Consider the following 14408-nt stretch of genomic DNA (forward strand, 5'->3'; position numbering starts at 1 on the left):
GAGAAGGCGGACTACCTAATGCCCCCTACTTGCCCGCCCGGCAAACACCTAACCACCCGGTAGTTAAGGCAGGTTGCGGTAAGTATCCCCAAGAATTTTTTGGAGTACTTGGTACTCGTGTTAAGCATCCTCAGCTACTCGTAACTTGGACACACCGGGACCCGGAAAGCGGCCCCTGGAGTGCAACTTTGAGGAGTTTCCGGACGGCGAAGCCCCTCCACAATGACGAACGCCTCACAGCGAAGCGAGTAAGCGCCTACCAACATCCGGACGGCGGCACAGGGTTTGAGCGGCTGCAGCGGCATCACCCGAAGCCGGCGAAGGACATCCTGCACAACACAGAGGGGAAACGACGCGATGCAGTTGTCGTACACAGCAACGGAGGGCCTCCGATGAGGGGCATCGAAAGCTTTGCAGTGCCTGCACAGGCCACCTTCGGCCGGGACGGGGCCATGTTTGAAGGCCTGCTCGATTTCGTAGCCCAACTGAGCCTGGTGCTGTGGGGGCTGGTGGTCCTCACTGTGGTGATCCGGTTCGTTGGCGTGGGCTTGTATCGAAGGGGTGCCACCCGCAGGGCACTTGCCGCTGCGCTGGCGCCGCCTGTTCTGACGCCCGAGGTTTTGGCGCCGCCTGCACTGGCACCCGAGGCGCTGATGCCAGCAGTGTTCACTCCCGTTCCGGTGGCCGCCGCGGACACCCAGGCTGAACTTTCCGCGGGCGGACCCGTCGAGGTCATGGCGTCAGGTGCCTCCCCCAGGGAAGATTTGCAGCCCGCCCAGGCGCCGGCAACCGCAGCGGCACCCGCACAGGTACACCGCCGCATCTTCCGCAGCCGGCGCACCAGGCACATGCCTGCGCTTGCCGGCTCAACGGAGGGGTGAGGATGGACTTCGCTCTCGCCATCTTTTGGCTGTTCGCCGGCGTCAGCATCCTCTACGTCATCCACTTCGGCCTCTACCTTACGGGTGCCAACTTCTACGACATTTGGCAGCAGCGCCGGAAGGGGATGCGGGGTGTGCGGGCCCCCGGCGAGTTCCAGCCGGAATGCGCTGCGACGGCCACCTGGATCCGCCGGGCGCTCCCCGAAGTGCCGGGGCTGGTGTCGATCATCATTGCCGCCCACAACGAGGAATCCGTCATCGTCCGGACCCTCGACTCCATCGCCGGGAGCAGTTACCGCAACTTCGAAGTCTTCGTCGCCGATGACGCGTCGTCGGACCTGACCGGCCGGCTTGTCCGCGACTATCAGGTAAGGCATCCCACGATGGAGCTGCACCTTGTGCGGATGCGCCACAACATCGGCAAGGGCGCGGCGCTCAACGCCGTGCTTCGACGGCACGCCCGCGGACAGTTCGCCATGACGCTCGACGCCGATTCGATCATCGGTCCGGACACCATCACCAACGCTTTGTCCTACTTCGACGACCCCTGCGTCGCCGGTGTCGCCGCGAACGTGCAGATCCTGGACGAGACGACCGTGCTCGGCATCCTGCAACGGTTCGAGCACATGATCGGTTACCGCTCCAAGAAGCTCTACTCGCTGCTAAACGCCGAGTTCGTGGTGGGTGGCGTGGCTTCCACCTACCGGATGCGCGTCCTGCGGAAGGTCGATTTCTACGACACTGACACGGTCACCGAAGACATCGGGCTGAGCGCGAAAATCACCAACCTGGGCAACCGGCGTTTCCGCATGATCTACGGCGCCGACGTGGTTGCCAAGACCGAGGGCGTGCTCTCGCTCCGCGCCCTGGCGAAGCAGCGCTGCCGCTGGAAGTACGGGAGCATCCAGAACCTCATCAAGTACCGCGGCATGATGCTCAACCCGAGCCGCAAGTACACGCCGGCGCTGACGTACTACCGGATGCCGATGGCCCTGCTGAGCGAGTTCACGCTCCTGGTTTCGCCACTGGCCTGGACGTACGCGGTCTACTGGTCGCTGGCCACGCACACTCCGGCACTGATCCTCGGTGCCTACGCCACCATCACCGCCTACACACTGCTCACCGTGTGGATGGACGAGAACCTGACCGTGCGGGAGCGCGGCAGGCTGTCCGTCTACTCGCCCACGGCATACTTCCTGTTCTACATCATGGACCTGGTGCAGCTGACGGCGGCAATCCGCTGCATCCTGCGTTCCCGGGGCCTTTTCCGGCGTTCCGAAATCAACACCTGGAAGTCACCGCAGCGGGCCGGCAGCCTGGTGGTGGCCCGTGCCACGTAAGCGCCGGCGGCTCCTGCGGGTGCTGCTGAATCCGCTGGTGGTCATTCTGATAGTGGTGGCACTGATCACCGCCGGCTGGCTGCTGTACACGCGGGGGGCCGGCAGCCTGGCCCAGGCCCGGCCCGGCGCCAACCTGCTCCCGGCCTTCGACCCGACCGGCGGGATCACCCCCGCGGCATCCGGCCAGCCGGACCCGGCCGGGCATGTGGGTGGCTGGACCGTCCGGCGCAGCGGGACCGCAGAGACCTCGCTCGATCTGGCCGCCGGAGAGCTGCAAAGCCAGGCGCTCCGGCTGGACATCTCCGGCTACGCCGCGGGCGACGTCACGCTGACAACCCCCCGCGTCGACGTCAAGCCCCATCAGACCTACCTTTTCAAGGCCTTTGCATCCAGCGACACCGACTTCACCCTGCTGGCCCGCCGCTACCAGGCCGATGGCAGCACCGTGCTGGAGCAACTCCGGAACCCGCTGGAGCGGCCGGGAACCACCCCTTACACGGTGAGCGATGCCTTCGACAGTGGCGAGGCGACAATCGCCGTCGAATACGTCTTCCGGCTGGCATCGGACGGCGCACTCAAGATTGAAGGAGCCTACCTGGAGCCGGCCAACGACGTCCTGCTCCTGCCCTCACCGCCGCCTGGCCCGAACCTCATCCCAAACCCTGGCCTCACGGGGATCCAGCCTGCCGGACCTGATGCATGGTCCCCCTATTCTTCCGGGGCGCTGACGGCGGAGTCCGGCCGGAGCCAGGACGCAGGCGGCAGTTATCTCTGGAACCGGATCTCCAATTACAAGGCCGGCGAGGCAAAGTGGCAGTACCAGCCCATCCCGGTGACCGGTGACAGGTCTTTCGAATTCGGTGCCACTTACCGGTCGGACCGGGAGGTGGACGTGGTGGCCGAGTTCGAGCTCGCCAACGGAGGCCGCGCGTTCCAAAGCCTTGAGACCGTGCTGCCGGCTGGAGAGTGGACCACCGTCAGCGAGTCATTCCAGGCGCCCGCCGGAGCCACCTCAGCTATGGTCACCCTGGTGGCCCACGGGGACGGCACCACCAGCGTCCGCAACCACTCGCTCACCGACACGACGAAGCCCGGCCCCCTCCGGTGGAGCCAGCCGATGGTCTCGATCACCTTCGACGACGGGTGGCAATCGGTGTACGACCGCGCACTTCCGCTGCTGGACCAGCACGGTTTCCGGTCGACCCAGTACATCAACGCCAGTTCCATCGAGACGCCCAACTTCATGACCGCAGCAGAGGTGCAGCAACTGCACCAGGCCGGGCACGAAATCGCCGCGCACAGCTACGAGCACGTGGACCTGACCTCCATCGGGGCGGACCGCCTGGACGAACAGGTGCGCAGGAGCGAAGAGGCGCTGGCAGCGGCCGGTTTTGAAACCCGGGACCTGGCACCCCCGTACGGCCGCCACGACCCGCAGGTGGACTGGTACGCCAACAAGTACTTTGACATTGTCCGCGGCACGGACGATGGCATAAATACGCGGCAAAGCCTGGACCAGCAGGACCTGAAGGTCTTCTACGTGACCGACCAGACCACCATGGCCACCTTGTCCGAAGCGCTCGCCGAGACGGCCCGGATGAACGGATGGCTCATCCTCGTCTACCACCAGATAGCCACGCAGCAGTCCACCGGCACCCAGGAGCACAGCATCGCGGCGGACCGGAGCACCATCACCAGCGACGTCCTCGCCGCCCAGCTGCAGCTTGTCGACGACAGCAATATCGAGGTCCAGCCGGTCATACAGGCCTTCGAGAAGCTACAGGGACCCTGACCAGACTTCGGCGGTGTAACCCGGCGCCGCCGGCCCCAAATAGGAACGGAACAGCACATGACCGGAACCAGATCCAGCCTGGCGCCGTGGCGCGTCAAGCTCATGAGCACCGTGGTGGCGGTGGTGGCCATGGCCGCCGCGCTGCTGACGCCCTCGGCCGCCAACGCGGCTGTGGACAACCCCGCACCCGGACCCCTCGTGTCCTTCACTTTCGATGACGGTGCCCAAAGCGCGCTGACGCAGGCAGCGCCCACCCTCCAGAAATACGGGCTGACAGGCACGAACTACGTCGCAACCGGCTGCGTCGGCATGACGACAGTACCCAACACCTGCCGCGCCAACACCGACGTGCCCTACATGACGTGGAGCCAGATCCTGCAGCTGCAGAACACCTACGGCTGGGAAATCGGGTCGCACACCGTCAACCACCAGTGCCTCGTCAGCGTTGGCGATGACTGCCAGGCAAACAAGCTCACCGCAGCCCAGGTTGAGGCCCAGCTGGCGAACAGCAAGTCGGCACTGGCCGCCCAGGGCATCAACGCCACGGCCTTTGCGCCGCCCTACGGCGATTACGACATGCCCACGATTGCGCGCGTAGCCAAGTACTACAGCTCCATGCGCGGCTTCGCCGACACGGGCAACAACATCTGGCCCCTGGGCGACTACCTGCTCCGCAACGTCCCGGTGCAGGAGGTCACCACGCCGGTGGCGGCGCTGAAGGCCCAGGTGGATGCGGCCATCGCCAACAAGCAATGGGTCGTCTTCACGTTCCATGACATCCGGCCCAACCCGAGCCAGGTCCCCGATGACTACCAGTACGGCACCGCGGAACTGGACCAGCTCGCCGCCTATGTGAAGACCAAGGTGGCGGCCGGGCAAATCCGCAACGTCAACGTCAGCAAGGGCCTCGTGACCGGTTCACCGAACCTGATGCCCAACCCGACGTTCAACACGGGAATCGCCGACGGATGGCGTACCGATGCACCTGCCGCGATCACGGCCGACGCCGCGACCAACGGCAGCTTCCCGGACGCAGCCAGGTCCATCAAGATGGTTTCCGGGACGGCCACGGGGCACCTGTTCTCCCCGGCCGTGGCGGTGTCACCGACCACGAACTACCTGTTCAAGTCCTACCTGAACGTTGCCGCCATCACCAGCGGCGAAGTGGGCTTCTACGTGGACGAGTACAACGCGGCCGGGCAGTGGATCTCCGGACAGTTCCGCAAGCGCGAGAACACCAGATGGGTGGAGGCCATGAACTTCACCTACACGCCCAGCTCCACCAATGTGGCCAAGGCGAGCCTTCAGGTGTGGGTGACCGGCACCGGCATCACGGCCTACCTGGACAACGTGCAGCTGCTCGCACTGACCGCAGGGACCACCCCGCCGCCGCCAACGTCCACCAACCTGGTGGCCAACGGCACCTTCGACGCCGGCATCGGCTCGGGCTGGACCACTGACTCCGCGCCCACCATCGTGGCGGACGCCGCCAACCACGGGAGCCCCGCGAACCCGGTCAACTCCGTCAAACTGACGGCCGCGACGGCGAACAAGCACCTGTTCTCACCTCAGGTGGCGGTGACTCCCGGGGCCTACAACATTGCCGGGTACCTGAATGTCGCGGCCCGCACCAGCGGTGAGGTGGGCTTCTACATCGACGAGTACAACGCGGCCGGACAATGGATCTCGGGGCAGTACAAACTCGGCGTGGCAGCTGCTGGAGTGACCAACGTGGACCTGACGTACTCACCGAGCACCACCGCGGTGGCGAAGGCAAGCCTGCAGGTCATCGTCCAGGCCAATTCCGGACTGCAGGCGTATTTCGACGACGTCCGCTGGACCAAGCCCTGACGCCCGGTCCAGGATTGAGGCCACTACATGGGAGGAAACAGGATGGCCCGGCGCCCGCGCGCAGTGATCGTGCTGGCGTCCGGCATCCTGCTCGCCCTTGCCGGCTGCACGCCGGACAATCCGGAGCCTGACATGGTGGTCAACCTGCTCCAGCAGGACTGGCGGCACACGCCCGGGGTGACGCCCGACGGCGGCGGGCTGCGGGTGGCGGCCACGTCACGGAGCATCGTGGAACAGGACGGCGGGGGAGGGCAGCCGAACCCGCCGGTCAACCTGGCCGGAACCCACCTTGTGGCCACGGGCGACTTCACCCTCAGCGCAGCGTTCACGGATGTGACAGCCGATGCGTCCCTGACGGTCTATGACAGCCCTCCGGTGATCGCCGACGAATTTCGGATCGAACCCGCGGGCCTGCGGCTCACCCTGCGCGGCGATAACTTGGACATCGCGGTCTTTGACGGCTCACGCCAAAAGTCCGTGACCAACCCCCAGCCGGCACACGATGAGCACGTCCGGCTCCAGGACCCCGGGGCCGAACTTACAGTGCGCCGGTCAGGGGACAAGCTCGAGGTGGCCAGCGGAGGGGACACTGTGCTGTCGCAGTCCCTTCGCGGCATCTTCAACTCCGGGCAGCTGTGGCTGGGACTCGCGAGCGACGGCGGCTCGTTCCAGGTCAGTTCCCTCACCGCCACCGCTCCCGGCGGCGCCTCACTGACCACGGCTGGCCCCGCCGTCGTCCAGGCAAGCCAGTTGCCCGATGGCCTGCAGGCCCTGGCGGCACGGATCCGTCCGGACTTCAGGATCGGGGCCGCGGTGGCACTCGGCCCGCTGGCCTCGGACGCCGAATATGCGCGGGTGCTCGTAGGAAATTTCGGCGCCATCACCCCGGAAAACGCCATGAAGGCGCAGAACCTCTCACCGCAGCAGGGTGTCTACACCTTCGAAGAGGCGGACGCGATCCTCGGGGTCGCCCAAAGCAAGGGCATGGCCGTGCACGGGCACACCATCGCCTTCACGGAGGCAATGCCCCGCTGGATGCAGGAACTTCCCGCGGGCACCGAAGCGGAACGCAGCGCCAGTGCGGGGGCCCTGCTCGACTACGTCACGGCGGTCGTATCGCACTTCGAAGGCCGGCTGGATTCGCTGGACGTTGTCAATGAACCCTTCGACGTCGACCAGGGCACGGACCTCCAGCAGAACATCTGGTACCGCGTCTTCGGACCGGCCTACCCGGCCGTCGTATCGCAGGCCGTCTACGCGGCCGATCCGCAGGTGAAGCAGTACATCAACGAGAACGGGGCCGACGTTCCGGGGCCACGCCAGGACGCGCTGCTCAAGCTCGCCCTGGACGCGAATGCGGTGGGCGGCCACATATACGGCGTGGGCCTCCAGGCCCACGTCTACAACATCGAAACCGACGCCATCCCGGCCGGCGACCTCGCCGAAACACTGCGGAACTTCCAGGACGCCGGGTTGCACGTCCGCATCTCGGAAAACGACGTGGCGGACGACGACGGCACGGACGTCCAGGCCGCGCAGTACGCCACGGTCCTGGACACCTGCCTGCGCTCGAGCGCCTGCGTCTCCTACACGACGTGGGGCGTGGACAACCGCTACGACTGGCTGATCGACGATGACGGCAGCCTGCAGCAGGGCCACGACTACCTGTTCGAAAACGGGAAGCCGACCCCACCCTACGACGCGATAAGGACAGTGCTGGGCGGTTGACCCGGGCCGCTCAGCCGGCGGCCTGCACCGGAGTCCGCCGCCTGGCCAGAGCGTTCTTCCGGGCGGTCCGGAGCATGTCGACCGTGAGCAGCAGCAACGCCACCCACACCACGCCGAAGCCGATCCAGCGCTCTGTGGTCATGGCTTCGCGGAACACCACGAGGGCCACGATGAACTGCAGGACCGGGGCGAAATACTGCAGCAGGCCGATGGTGGTCATCGGCAGCCGGCGAGCGGAGGCGCCGAAGAACACCAGGGGAACCGCGGTGATCACGCCGGAGGCCAGGAGCAGCCAGAAGTGGCCGGCGCCCTGGGTGGTCAGGGTGGCGGCGCCCGAAACGCCGAGGGCCACCATGGCGGCGGCCGCGAACGGTGCCAGCACCACGGTTTCCACGCTGAGGCTGGTCACGGCGTCCACCCGGGGCCCCACGCGCTTCTTCACGAAGCCGTACAGGCCAAAACTGAACGCCAGCGTCAGGGCAATCCAAGGCAGCTTGCCGTAAGAGTAGGTCAGCACCCCCACCGCAATGAAACCGATGACGACGGCGGCCCACTGCAGCGCCCGCAGCTTCTCCTTGAGGACGAACACGCCGAGCAGCACGGAAACCAGCGGGTTGATGAAGTAGCCCAGCGAGGTTTCCACCGCCTGGTTGGTGGTCACGCCGTACGTGTACGTCAGCCAGTTGACGGCGATAAGGAAGGCCGCCAGCGCCAGGGAACCGAAGACGGCCCGGGTGCGGAGCGCGGTGATCAGGGCGGGCCACGCCCTCGTCACGGTGACCAACAGGGCGCAGAACAGCAGGGACCACACCACGCGGTTTGCCACGATCTCGACGGCGCCGGCTGGCTTGAGCACGAAGAAGTACAGCGGGAGCAGCCCCCACAGCCCGTACGCTCCGATGCCGAAGAGGACGCCCGCCGTCGTGTCCTTGTCCGCGGCCTTGGGGGCCGCCGCGTCCGGACGGTCCGGGGCGTGGGTGGAAGCAGGGGGAGGAGCTGCGGGGACGGAGGAATCGGGGTTCGGCACGGAACCCATAACATCAGCAGCCGGCCCGGTATTCCAAGCAGCGGGTCCGAAATCCGGCAATTAGTCAGTACGCTTGCTTTCATGGATTATGCCTACCTGCCGGACGTGGCCCCTTGAGGCTCCGTCGCAGCAACGCCTCGGGCCGTGGCTACCGCCGGATTCCCGCCGGAAAGGGCTTCAGCTACCGGGACCTTGACGGCTCAACGCTGCCGTCCGGCCCGGTGCGGGAGCGGCTGGAAAGCATCGGTATCCCGCCGGCGTGGACCGACGTGTGGATAGCCCCGTTCGAAAACGGGCACATCCAGGCCACGGGCGTGGACGCTGTGGGCCGCCGGCAATACATCTACCACCCGCAATGGCGCGAACGGAAGGACCGGCTCAAGTTCGACCGGTCGCTGCAGCTCGCCGAGTCGCTGCCGGTAGCCCGTCGGCGGGTCACCATGGACCTGCGCAGCGAAGGGTTCACCCGCGAACGTGTGCTGGCCGGAGCCTTCCGGATGCTGGATAGCGGCTCCCTGCGCGTGGGATCCGAACGGTACACCAACGAAAATGGCAGCCGCGGACTGGCCACCCTGCTGTGCGCCCACGTCCAGGTGCGCAAGGACCGGATCCTGCTGAGGTTCCCGGCCAAGAGCGGCAAGGACTGGGAATCGGAAATCCGCGACGCCGACCTCGCCGCCCTGGTGCGGCTGCTCAAACGGCGCGGTGGCAACGCCCGGCTGCTGGCCTACAAGGACGGCCGGAGCTGGCGGCCGGTCACCAGCGCGGACATCAACGCCTACGTCAAGGAACGCACCGGCTCCGACTTTACGGCGAAGGACTTCCGCACCCTGCGCGGCACCCTGGCAGCGGCCGCCAGCCTGGCCCGGACCGGAACGCAACCTACCGTGGCCAAGCGGAAGCGGGCCGTCAGCCGGGCCATGATGGATGCGGCCGAAGTGCTGGGGAACACGCCCTCGATTGCCCGGAAAAGCTATGTGGACCCGCGGGTCGTGGACCACTTCAATGACGGCGAAACCATCGACCCCCACCGGATCGAGTCCGCCGAAGCAGAGCTCCGGGCCCTGCTGTACCGCGAAGGTGACGTTGTACCGCTGGCGAAAAGCGGCTGAGGCCTAGAATGGGAAGCTGTTGCGCCACCCAACCAGGCGCGCTCCGCGAATCATGCATGTGATCAGGCCAGAAGGGCTCCCGGTGTCCACTCCCAGCGCTATCAGCTCCACCCGTCCCCTCCGCGTCGCCATCGTGGGCGCAGGACCGGCGGGCGTCTATGCTGCGGACATCCTCACCAAGTCCAGCGGCGTGAAGGACGGCGATTTCGAGGTCAGCATCGACCTGTTCGAGGCCTACCCCGCACCCTATGGCCTGATCCGCTACGGCGTGGCTCCGGACCACCCCCGCATCAAGGGCATCGTCAACGCCCTGCACAAGGTCCTGGACCGCGGCGACATCCGCTTCCTTGGCAACGTAACCTACGGCCGCGACCTCACCCTGCACGATTTCCGCGCGTTCTACGACGCCGTGATCTTCTCCACGGGCGCCATCAAGGATGCGGACCTGGACATCCCGGGCATCAGCCTGCAGGGGTCCTTCGGCGGCGCGGACTTCGTCTCCTGGTACGACGGCCACCCTGATGTTCCGCGTGACTGGCCGCTGGAGGCCAAGGAAATCGCCGTCATCGGCAACGGCAACGTGGCCCTGGACGTGGCGCGCATGCTGGTCAAGCACCCGGAGGAACTTCTCACCACGGAAATCCCGGACAACGTGTACCAGGGACTGAAATCTTCCCCGGTCACGGACGTGCACGTCTTTGGCCGCCGCGGCCCGGCCCAGGTGAAGTTCACCCCGCTGGAACTGCGCGAACTCAGCCACATGAATGATGTGGACATCGTCCTGTACCCCGAGGACTTCGAGTTCGACGAAGCCTCGGACGAGGCCATCCGCAGCAACAACCAGATCAAGACCATGGTGAACACCCTCACCAACTGGCTGGTGGAGGAGCATGCGGAATCGGAGAATCCTTCCTCCCGCCGGCTGCACCTGCACTTCCTGCACAGCCCCGTAGAGATACTTCCGGGGGGCGGGGACGCTGCCGGCGGCAAGGTGGCCGGGATCAAATTCGAACGCATGCAGTTGGATGGCACCGGAAACGCCAAAGGCACCGGGGAGTACGTGGAGTATCCCGTCCAGGCCGTCTACCGTGCCATCGGCTACCACGGCTCGGCGCTGGATGAGCTGGAATACGATGCCAAACGCGGCGTCATCCCCAACGAGGGCGGCCGGGTGCTGGACGCCGAAGGCAACCCCGTCCCGGGCATCTACGCCACCGGCTGGATCAAGCGCGGACCGGTGGGGCTCATCGGCCACACCAAGGGCGACGCCCTGGAAACCATCGGCTTCCTGCTGGAAGACCGCCTCACCCTGCCGGCGGCCAGCAACCCTGATCCGCAGGCCATCATCGACCTGCTTGAGGAACGCGGGATCGAGTACACCACGTGGGAGGGCTGGAACAGGCTCGATGCGCACGAGGCGGGCCTCGGCGCCGCCTGGACCGGTCCGGAAGGCCTGGACCATGTGGTCCGCGAACGCATCAAGGTGGTTCCGCGCGAGGACATGATCCGCATTTCCCGCGGCTGACACCGGGCTCCCGCCGGGGACCGGTGCCCGCTACAATGGCGAGCATCCCCTGGCCGGCGTGCTGACGCCGTGTCCTCAGAACGCACAGCAGCACAGCAGCACAGGAGTTCGATGAAGAACCTCACCCAGCCGGAGCCGCTGCAGCGCAGTGCCCTGGCCGCCCACGAGAAACTCGACGGCGGCCCGTTTCCTGACGCCCCCGACGTTCCCGGCCTGCGCTCCCTGATCCGTGAGTCCTGGCTCCGCTCCGCCGGGTTCAAGGCCAACCCGGACAACCCTGCCGCGCCGCTGGCCATGGACCACGATGAACTTGATGACTACCGGAGCCGGCATCCGCTGGCCACCATCATGCCGGTCATCAACAAGCTCCTGGTCCAGCCCAGCCACGACACCGGGCTCCTGGTGGCGGTGGGTGACGAGGTGGGCCGGCTGCTGTGGGTGGACGGGGATCCCTCGCTGCAGCGCCGCGCGGAAGGCATGATGTTCGTTGCCGGCGCCGACTGGTCCGAAGCTACCGTAGGCACCAGCGCCCCGGGAACTGCCCTGGCGCTGGGCCGCGGGATCCAGATCGCCGGTGCTGAGCACTACCAGCGGGCCGTCCATCCCTGGAGCTGCACTGCCGTGCCCTTCCACGACCCCGATTCCGGCGCGCTGCTGGGGGTTGTGGACATCACCGGAACGGCGGCCGCAGTGGCCCCGCACACCCTGTCGCTGGTGGAGGCCACCGTGGCGGCGGCCCAGGCGCAGCTGCGGGTGGAGCGGCTCCAGGCCGCCGCGCACCTGGCGGGCACGTCCGTACGACGCCGGTCCACGGCATCCGCTGCCCGCACACCGGGCGGTGGTGCGCGGGAGGGCAGCCTGTACCGCAACAGCCTCCAGCTGCTGGGCCGCGACCAGGCACTGCTGAGCATCGAGGGCAAGACCGTTGCGCTGTCCGCCCGGCACAGCGAGATCCTGGCCCTGCTGAGCACGCACCCGGACGGGCTGAGCGCCGAGGAACTGTGCGTCCTGCTCTACCCGGCGGAGGGTTCCAGCATCACCCTGCGGGCTGAAATGGTGCGGTTGCGGAAGGTCCTGCAACAGCTCAACCCGGGCGCCGTGCCCGAATCCCGGCCCTACCGGCTCCCGCTGGACCTGGTACCGGACAGTGGCCAGGTGCTGAGTTGCCTGCGGCGCGGCGCCCACCGCATTGCGCTGGAGATCTACCGGGGCGCGGTGCTGCCGCGGTCCGAGGCGCCGGGCATCGTCGACCTCCGAAACAAGGTCTCGTCACTCCTGCGCGAGGCTGTCCTTACGGACGGCAGCGCCGATTCGCTGCTGCGCTACGCCGCGCTCCCCGAGGCGAGGGACGACGTCGGGATCCGCCGTGCCGCGCTCCGCCTCCTGCCGCCGCGCTCACCCAAGCGGGCCGGCGTCGTCGCCGAACTGGAACGGCTGGAGGCCGAACTCAGCGCCTAAGGCCTGGCGCGCCGTCGTACGCGCCCTGCAAGGTTGCGGTGACCTGCATCACCTTGTTGCAACCTTGCTGCAACCCCCCTGCTCCTACGCTGGCTGCATCGGCTCATCCCGCACGGGAAGGCCTTCTGCACAGCAAAGGAGCTACGCAATGACCGTTTACGCACAGCCGGGTACCGAGGGCTCGAAGGTCACCTTCAAGGACCGTTACGAGAACTGGATCGGCGGCGAATGGGTGGCCCCGGTCAAGGGCCAGTACTTCGAAAACATCACGCCGGTAACGGGCAAGGCGTTCTGCGAAGTGGCCCGCGGCACCGCAGAGGACATCGAACTCGCGCTGGACGCCGCACACAAGGTCGCACCGTCGTGGGGCAAGACGTCCGTGGCTGAGCGCGCCGCCATCCTGAACAGGATCGCGGACCGCATTGACGAAAACCTCGAAATGCTCGCCGTCGCCGAATCCTGGGACAACGGCAAGCCCATCCGCGAAACCCCTCAACGCCGACCTCCCGCTCGCCGCCGACCACTTCCGCTACTTCGCCTCGGCCGTCCGGGCCCAGGAAGGCTCCCTTTCACAGCTCGACGACGACACCACCGCGTACCACTTCCACGAGCCGCTCGGTGTCGTAGGCCAGATCATCCCCTGGAACTTCCCCATCCTGATGGCCGTCTGGAAGCTGGCCCCGGCGCTGGCCGCCGGTAATGCCGTGGTGCTCAAGCCCGCCGAGCAGACGCCGTCGTCCATCCTGGTCCTCATGGAACTCATCGGTGACCTGCTGCCCGCCGGTGCGGTCAACGTGGTCAACGGCTTCGGCGTGGAGGCCGGCAAGCCCCTCGCCTCCAGCTCCAGGATCCGCAAGATCGCCTTCACCGGCGAAACCACCACCGGCCGCCTCATCAGCCAGTACGCCAGCCAGAACCTGATCCCGGTCACCCTGGAGCTCGGCGGCAAGAGCCCGAACATCTTCTTCGGCGATGTTGCCCAGGCCGACGACGCGTTCTACGACAAGGCCCAGGAAGGGTTCGCCCTGTTCGCCTTCAACCAGGGCGAAGTCTGCACCTGCCCGTCCCGAGCCCTGGTGCAGGAAGACATCTACGACTCCTTCATGGCCGACGCCGTGGCCCGGGTGGAGAGGATGGTGCAGGGAAACCCGCTGGACACCGAGACCCAGGTGGGCGCGCAGGCCTCGAACGACCAGCTCGAAAAGATCCTCTCCTACATCGACATCGGAAAGCAGGAGGGCGCAAAGATCCTCACCGGCGGTGCCCGCGCCGAACTGCCCGGCGACCTGGCCGGGGGCTTCTACGTCCAGCCCACCGTCTTCGAAGGCCACAACCGGATGCGGATCTTCCAGGAGGAGATCTTCGGGCCCGTGGTGGCGGTGACAAAGTTCAGCGACTACAACGACGCCATGGGCATCGCCAACGACACCCTCTACGGGCTTGGCGCCGGCGTCTGGTCCCGCAACGGCAACATCGCCTACCGCGCAGGCCGCGAAATCCAGGCCGGCCGCGTCTGGGTCAACAACTACCACGCCTACCCGGCGGGTGCCGCGTTCGGCGGCTACAAGTCCTCAGGCATCGGCCGCGAGAACCACGCGATGATGCTGGACCACTACCAGCAGACCAAGAACCTGCTGGTCAGCTACAACGAGAACAAGCTGGGCTTCTTCTAGGCCCGGATCCACACCTCCATC

At 66.6% G+C, this 14408-nt stretch carries 9 protein-coding genes and 1 pseudogene; 9 read left to right on the plus strand and 1 reads right to left on the minus strand.

Features of this window, described 5'->3' with window-relative positions:
• Window positions 1-392: 392 nt before the first annotated feature.
• From OVA06_RS04165 to OVA06_RS04185, 5 genes are read left to right on the plus strand one after another with little or no spacing between them, the layout of a single operon-like run.
• Window positions 393-881, plus strand: a complete 489-nt coding sequence (locus tag OVA06_RS04165) for a hypothetical protein (protein WP_268156536.1) — start codon at window positions 393-395, stop codon at window positions 879-881.
• Between the two features lie 2 nt (window positions 882-883).
• Window positions 884-2221, plus strand: a complete 1338-nt coding sequence (locus OVA06_RS04170; protein ID WP_268156538.1) for a glycosyltransferase family 2 protein — start codon at window positions 884-886, stop codon at window positions 2219-2221.
• On the plus strand, window positions 2211-4013 hold the full coding sequence (locus tag OVA06_RS04175) for a polysaccharide deacetylase family protein (RefSeq protein ID WP_268156540.1): 1803 nt from the start codon (window positions 2211-2213) through the stop codon (window positions 4011-4013). The genes OVA06_RS04170 and OVA06_RS04175 overlap by 11 nt, the downstream gene beginning before the upstream one ends.
• A 57-nt stretch (window positions 4014-4070) precedes the next feature.
• Entirely contained in the window at window positions 4071-5864 is a 1794-nt protein-coding gene (locus OVA06_RS04180) for a polysaccharide deacetylase family protein (RefSeq protein ID WP_268156542.1), read from the plus strand.
• A 27-nt stretch (window positions 5865-5891) separates the two neighbouring features.
• Window positions 5892-7592, plus strand: a complete 1701-nt coding sequence (locus OVA06_RS04185; protein WP_268156543.1) for an endo-1,4-beta-xylanase — start codon at window positions 5892-5894, stop codon at window positions 7590-7592.
• A 10-nt stretch (window positions 7593-7602) separates the two neighbouring features.
• Here OVA06_RS04185 and rarD read toward each other — a convergent pair whose 3' ends face one another.
• Window positions 7603-8628 (minus strand): EamA family transporter RarD, encoded by a 1026-nt coding sequence (gene rarD / locus OVA06_RS04190; protein WP_268156545.1) that lies wholly within the window; start codon window positions 8626-8628, stop codon window positions 7603-7605.
• A gap of 104 nt (window positions 8629-8732) precedes the next feature.
• Between rarD and OVA06_RS04195 the strand changes: the two genes are divergently transcribed.
• From OVA06_RS04195 to exaC, 4 genes and pseudogenes are all read left to right on the plus strand, one after another.
• Window positions 8733-9731: a DNA topoisomerase IB gene (locus OVA06_RS04195; RefSeq protein WP_268156547.1), complete on the plus strand. Its 999-nt coding sequence runs from the start codon at window positions 8733-8735 to the stop codon at window positions 9729-9731.
• A gap of 52 nt (window positions 9732-9783) precedes the next feature.
• Window positions 9784-11256 carry an FAD-dependent oxidoreductase gene (locus OVA06_RS04200; protein WP_268156548.1) on the plus strand — a complete coding sequence of 491 codons (1473 nt, stop codon included), beginning with the start codon at window positions 9784-9786 and terminating at the stop codon, window positions 11254-11256.
• Between the two features lie 111 nt (window positions 11257-11367).
• The gene (locus OVA06_RS04205) at window positions 11368-12714 is read left to right on the plus strand and encodes a GAF domain-containing protein (RefSeq protein WP_268156549.1); all 1347 of its coding nucleotides are present in this window, start codon (window positions 11368-11370) and stop codon (window positions 12712-12714) included.
• A 148-nt stretch (window positions 12715-12862) separates the two neighbouring features.
• A pseudogene (gene exaC / locus OVA06_RS04210) lies at window positions 12863-14387 on the plus strand (acetaldehyde dehydrogenase ExaC).
• Window positions 14388-14408 lie beyond the last annotated feature (21 nt).

The sequence above is a fragment of the Pseudarthrobacter sp. SL88 genome (assembly GCF_026672455.1).
In the GTDB taxonomy this organism is placed as follows: domain Bacteria; phylum Actinomycetota; class Actinomycetes; order Actinomycetales; family Micrococcaceae; genus Arthrobacter.